We start from the raw sequence: 4,809 nt of genomic DNA on the forward strand, positions 1-4,809 counted from the left end.
TGCCCGGCGGCCTGATCCGTGGCCCGCAGGCCGCCCCCGCCACCGCCGCGCTGGCTGCCGAATGATCCGCGCCGCCGCTGCCGCCCTGCTCCTCACCACGGCAGCAACCGCCCAGGACGCGCCACCCGGCGCATTTTCGGAAAGCCGCCAATTGCCCGGCCTCACCGCGCCGGGCGAGATCGTCATCGATCGTGCTGGCGTGCCGCACATCTATGCGGCCAATGCCCGCGATGGCTTCTTCCTGCAGGGCTATGCCGTGGCGCGCGACCGGCTGTGGCAGATCGATCTGTGGCGCAAGCGCGGGCTGGGCCGGCTGTCGGCCAGCTTCGGGCCACAATTTGTCGCGCAGGACCGTGCAGCGCGGTTGCTGCTCTATCGCGGCGACATGGCGGCAGAATGGGGCCATTACCCGGCCGCAACCAGGGCCTGGACCGAGGCCTTTGTCGCCGGCATCAACGCCTTCATCGCCGATGTCGAGGCCGGCCGCCAGCCACTGCCGATCGAGTTCAGCGCCACCAAGAGCCAGCCGGAACGCTGGCAGGCGGACGACGTGGTGCGCGTCCGGTCCAACGCGCTGGCCAGCAACCTGCCCAGCGAGGTCGCCCGTGCCCGCGCCCTGTGCGGCGGCGACGTGAAGTATGAGCCGCTGCGCCGCGAACTGGCCCCTGCGCACAATGTTGCCATCCCGAAGGGCCTCGATCCGTGCAGCATCCCGGCCGATGTGCTGGCGGAATATACGCTGGGCACCGGCGAGGTGCGCTTTGACGGCAAGGCCCTGGTGCTGGCCAGCCGCGACCCCACGAAGCTGGATCCCGATGCACTGGAAGGCTCGAACAACTGGGTGATCGGCCCGGCGAAATCCGCCACCGGGCGGCCGATCCTGGCCAATGATCCGCACCGCGCGCACGGCATCCCCAATTTGCGCTACCTCTCCCACATCGACACGCCGGAACTGAAGATCGCCGGTGCCGGCGAGCCGGCGCTGCCCGGCGTCAGCTTTGGCCACAACGAGGATGTGGCCTGGGCGCTGACCATCTTCGCCATCGACCAGCAGGACCTGGTGGTGAACCCGAAGGGGACGAAGCTCATCGAGGTGCGCGAGACCATCGCGGTGAAGGGCGAGGCGCCGCGCGAAATGGTGCTGAAGTTCAGCGCCGATGGCCCGATCATCCACGAAGACCCCGCCAGCGGCCGCAGCTTTGCCCTGCGCGCCACCTGGAGCCAGCCGGGCGCTTCGGCCTATTTCAACGCCGCCTGGGCGTGGACGGCGAAGACGTGGGACGATTTCCTCGTCGCCCGCGATCATTGGGGCGCGCCGCCGCTCAACCTGCTGTTTGCCAATCGCGCCGGCGAAATTGGCTGGGCGCCGGGCGGCTTCGTGCCGGTGCGCGCGGCCGGCGATGGCCTGCTGCCGGTGCCGGCCGGCAAGGCCTGGCGCTGGACCGGGCTGCTCGATGCGAAACTGATGCCGGTGAAGCATGATCCGGCCGAAGGCTGGATCGCCACCGCCAACGAAATGAACGTGCCGGCCGGATACCCGCACCAGCTCGGCCTGGAATGGACCGACCGCAGCCGCATCACCCGCATTTCCGAAGTGATCGCGTCAAAGCCCAAGTTCGGCATCACCGATGCCATGGCGCTGCAGAACGATGCCACGTCGCCGATGGCACGCCGCGCCGTGGCGCTCTTGAAGGGCCTGACCGGCCGCGATGCCAATGAACGCGGCGCGCTGGCGCTGCTTGTCGGCTGGGATGGCCATGAAGGGCCGGACTCGGCTGCCGCTGCGCTCTATGAGCTCTGGGCCAGCCGGCACTTGCCCGGCGCGGCGGTGGCCGCCATCGTGCCGGAACCCATGCGCGCCAACTTCGGCCGCCCCTCCATCCCCAACATCCTGCCGGTGCTGGAAAATGGTGCGCTGCTCGGCGCCGATCCAGCGGGCAAGCGGGCGGAAATCCTGCTCGGCTCGCTCGGCACCGCTTTTGCCGAGGCGCAGAAGCGGCTAGGCCCCGATCCGGCGGCGTGGCGCTGGGGCGCGCTGCATGTCGCCGATTTCACGCCGGCGCTCTCCATCCCCGGCCGCGATGCCGAACGCCGTGTCGGCCCGCTGCCGATCGGTGGCAGTGGCTCCACCCCGATGGCGATGAGCCCGGTGAGCGGCCCGGCCGGCGACTATCGGGTGGGCGCCGGCGCGTCGGTGCGGCTGGTGATGGACGTGGGCAAGTGGGACAATTCGATGGCGATCAACACGCCCGGCCAGTCCGGCGATCCGGCCAGCCCGCATTATCGCGACATGTTCCCGCGCTGGGCGACCGGCAATTATTTCCCCTTTGCGTGGAGCCGCACAAAGGTCCTGAGCCAGGCCGAGCGCATCATCAGGGTTTCGCCTTAGCGCCGTCAGCCATCCACGCGGCGACGGCGACCATCTGGTCAAAATCGAGCTGGTCCGCCACCGCCTGCATAGGCTCGGCGCCATCGTCGGCGCGGGCGCGGGACTTGAAGGCCAGCAACTGCCTGAGGATATAGCTGGGTGAGCGCCCCGGCCCCCAGCCGTTCATCTGCTCAGCATGGCATTCGATGCAGCCCAGTTCGGCGGCGATGGCGCGACCCTTCGCGATGCTGCCCGGCGGCACCCAGGCGGTGAACGTCGCGCGTGGGTCGCGCTTTTCAAAGGCGTGCGGGTCGTCCGGCACCTCGATGATGCGCCCGGCAATCGGTTCACGCGGGCCGGGCTGGGCGGCAAGGATGAAGCCCAGCGGCGCGGTGGGCGGCACGGTGGCGCTTTCGACCACCTTCACGCGTGAGGTGAAGGGCTGGCGACTGAACCAGCGTGCGGCGGTCGCCACATCGTCGGCGCTGGCATGCTGGATGGTGGTGCGCATGGCGGTGCTGGGGAACCAGCCGGCACGGGCTGCGGTGCGCGCGCCCGACCGGAACGCTTCCGTCTGATCGATGATATACTCCTCCGGCAATCCGGCCAGCGACGCGTTTTCCGGCCGGCCATCGCCGTGTGGCAGGTGGCAGAAGCCGCAGGCATATTGGCCGGGCTGGGCGTTTTCGCGGATGAAGGCAGGCACTGGCTGCGCGGGATCGGGGAACCAGTCCACGGCGCGCTCTGGCGTGCGCAGGTCGCGCTCCTTCAGGGTGACGCGCGATCCCGGCAGGGTCACCGTCGCTTCGGGGTCAGCCGCGGGCGGGCGTCGCTCGGTGGACGGCGCCGGATAGAGCCAGGCCGGCGTTTCGAACGCCGTCACAGTGGCGGCAACCGCAGCGCCAATCAGCAGGATCTTCATCGCCTTCCCTTCTCAATGACCGTTCAGCGCCTGCCACACTGCCACTGCGGCCAGCGCGGCAGTTTCGGCGCGCAGGATGCGTGGCCCCAGGCTCAAGGCAATTGCGCCGCGGTGGGCACGAATGGCCGCACGCTCGTCCGGCGTGAAGCCGCCTTCCGGGCCGATCAGGATGGCCGCCGGCGCCGGTACACGCGCCAGTGTTGCCGCCATCGCCTCGCCACCCTTTTCATCGGCAAAGATCAGCGCCCGGCCTTCGGGCCAGGACTTGAGCAAGCGCTCAAGTGGCAACGGCGCCGGCAGATCGGGCACGGCGGTGCGCCCCGATTGCTCGGCCGCCTCCACCAGGTGTGCGCCCAACCGCTCCAGATTGGGCTTGTCCACCACCGTGCGCTGCGTGGTCACCAGTTGCAGCCGGGCGACGCCCAGCTCACAGGCCTTTTCGACCAGCCAGTCAATGCGGCCCTTCTTCAGCGGCGCAGCGCAGAGCCACAGATCGGCCACCTGCTCCTGCGGCGCGCTTTGCTGCTCGGCCACAAGCGCCACCGCCTTCTTCGCCACTGCCGTCACCCGCGCCGCCCATTCGCCGTCGCGGCCGTTGAACAGGCGCACCATGTCACCCGGCTGCCGGCGCATGACGCTGGCGAGATAATGGGATTGCGGCGCATCCAGCGATATTGCCGCGCCCGCCGCCAGGGCACCCGGCACGAACAGGCGCGGCGTGGTTGACAAGCTGCGGTCAGTTTCGCTCATGGAAGCCGTGGTTACCCTCCCTCCCTCCGCAACGCCAGATGCCGTGAAGAGCTGGATCGACTGGCTGCCGGCGCGCGCCCAGGCCTATGCGCGGCTGGCGCGCCTCGATCGGCCGGCCGGCGCGTGGCTGCTCTATTGGCCGTGCGCGGCCGGGCTGGCGCTTTCAGGCGGGCTGAAGACCCTGCCTTTGTTTCTGCTGTGGTTCGGGCTGGGCACCATCGCCATGCGCGGCGCTGGCTGCGTGTGGAACGACATTGTCGATCGCGACCTCGATGCCCAGGTCGAGCGCACACGGGATCGCCCGGTCGCCTCGGGCCGCATTTCGGTGAAGGCGGCGCTGGCCTTTGCGGTGGCGTTGTCGCTGGTCGGGCTGGTCGTGTTGTTGCAGCTGCGGCCATTGGCGCAGATCGTGGCGCTGGCCAGCCTGATCCCGGTGGCGGCCTATCCGTTCATGAAGCGCATCACCTGGTGGCCACAGGCCTGGCTGGGCATCACCTTCAATTGGGGCGCGCTAGTCGGCTGGGCGGCGGTGCAGGCGATTTCGGCGCCGATGTGGCTGCTGTGGGCCGGCGGCATTGCCTGGACGCTGGGTTACGACACGATCTACGCCCTGCAGGATATCGAGGATGACGCGCTGGCGGGCATCAAGTCCTCCGCCCGCGCACTTGGGCACCGGGCGCGCCGCGGCGTGGCGGCCTTCTACGCTGTGGCGCTCGTCCTGTGGGGCGCGGCGCTGTGGCTGGTCGCCGGCCAGGCGCTGGCCGTGCTG

Annotated in this window: 4 protein-coding genes; 2 read left to right on the top strand and 2 right to left on the bottom strand. The window is 69.6% G+C overall.

From position 1 onward, the window contains the following. The first annotated feature begins 61 nt into the window (after window positions 1–61). Complete coding sequence (locus GJ693_RS13865; RefSeq protein WP_156256869.1) at window positions 62–2,389, top strand: penicillin acylase family protein; 2,328 nt, start codon at window positions 62–64, stop codon at window positions 2,387–2,389. Here the strand turns inward: GJ693_RS13865 and GJ693_RS13870 are convergent. Both GJ693_RS13870 and GJ693_RS13875 read right to left on the bottom strand, forming a co-directional pair. After that, window positions 2,373–3,290 carry a c-type cytochrome gene (locus GJ693_RS13870; RefSeq protein WP_156256870.1) on the bottom strand — a complete coding sequence of 306 codons (918 nt, stop codon included), beginning with the start codon at window positions 3,288–3,290 and terminating at the stop codon, window positions 2,373–2,375. The genes GJ693_RS13865 and GJ693_RS13870 overlap by 17 nt on opposite strands. Before the next feature lie 12 nt (window positions 3,291–3,302). Further along, window positions 3,303–4,040 carry a 16S rRNA (uracil(1498)-N(3))-methyltransferase gene (locus GJ693_RS13875; protein WP_156256871.1) on the bottom strand — a complete coding sequence of 246 codons (738 nt, stop codon included), beginning with the start codon at window positions 4,038–4,040 and terminating at the stop codon, window positions 3,303–3,305. Here GJ693_RS13875 and GJ693_RS13880 point away from each other — a divergent pair. Continuing rightward, on the top strand, window positions 4,039–4,809 hold a 771-nt coding region (locus GJ693_RS13880; protein ID WP_156256872.1), incomplete at its 3' end, for a 4-hydroxybenzoate octaprenyltransferase. The two genes, GJ693_RS13875 and GJ693_RS13880, sit on opposite strands and share 2 nt — an antisense overlap.

Source organism: Sandarakinorhabdus oryzae, from assembly GCF_009733735.1.
Taxonomy (GTDB): domain Bacteria; phylum Pseudomonadota; class Alphaproteobacteria; order Sphingomonadales; family Sphingomonadaceae; genus Sandarakinorhabdus; species Sandarakinorhabdus oryzae.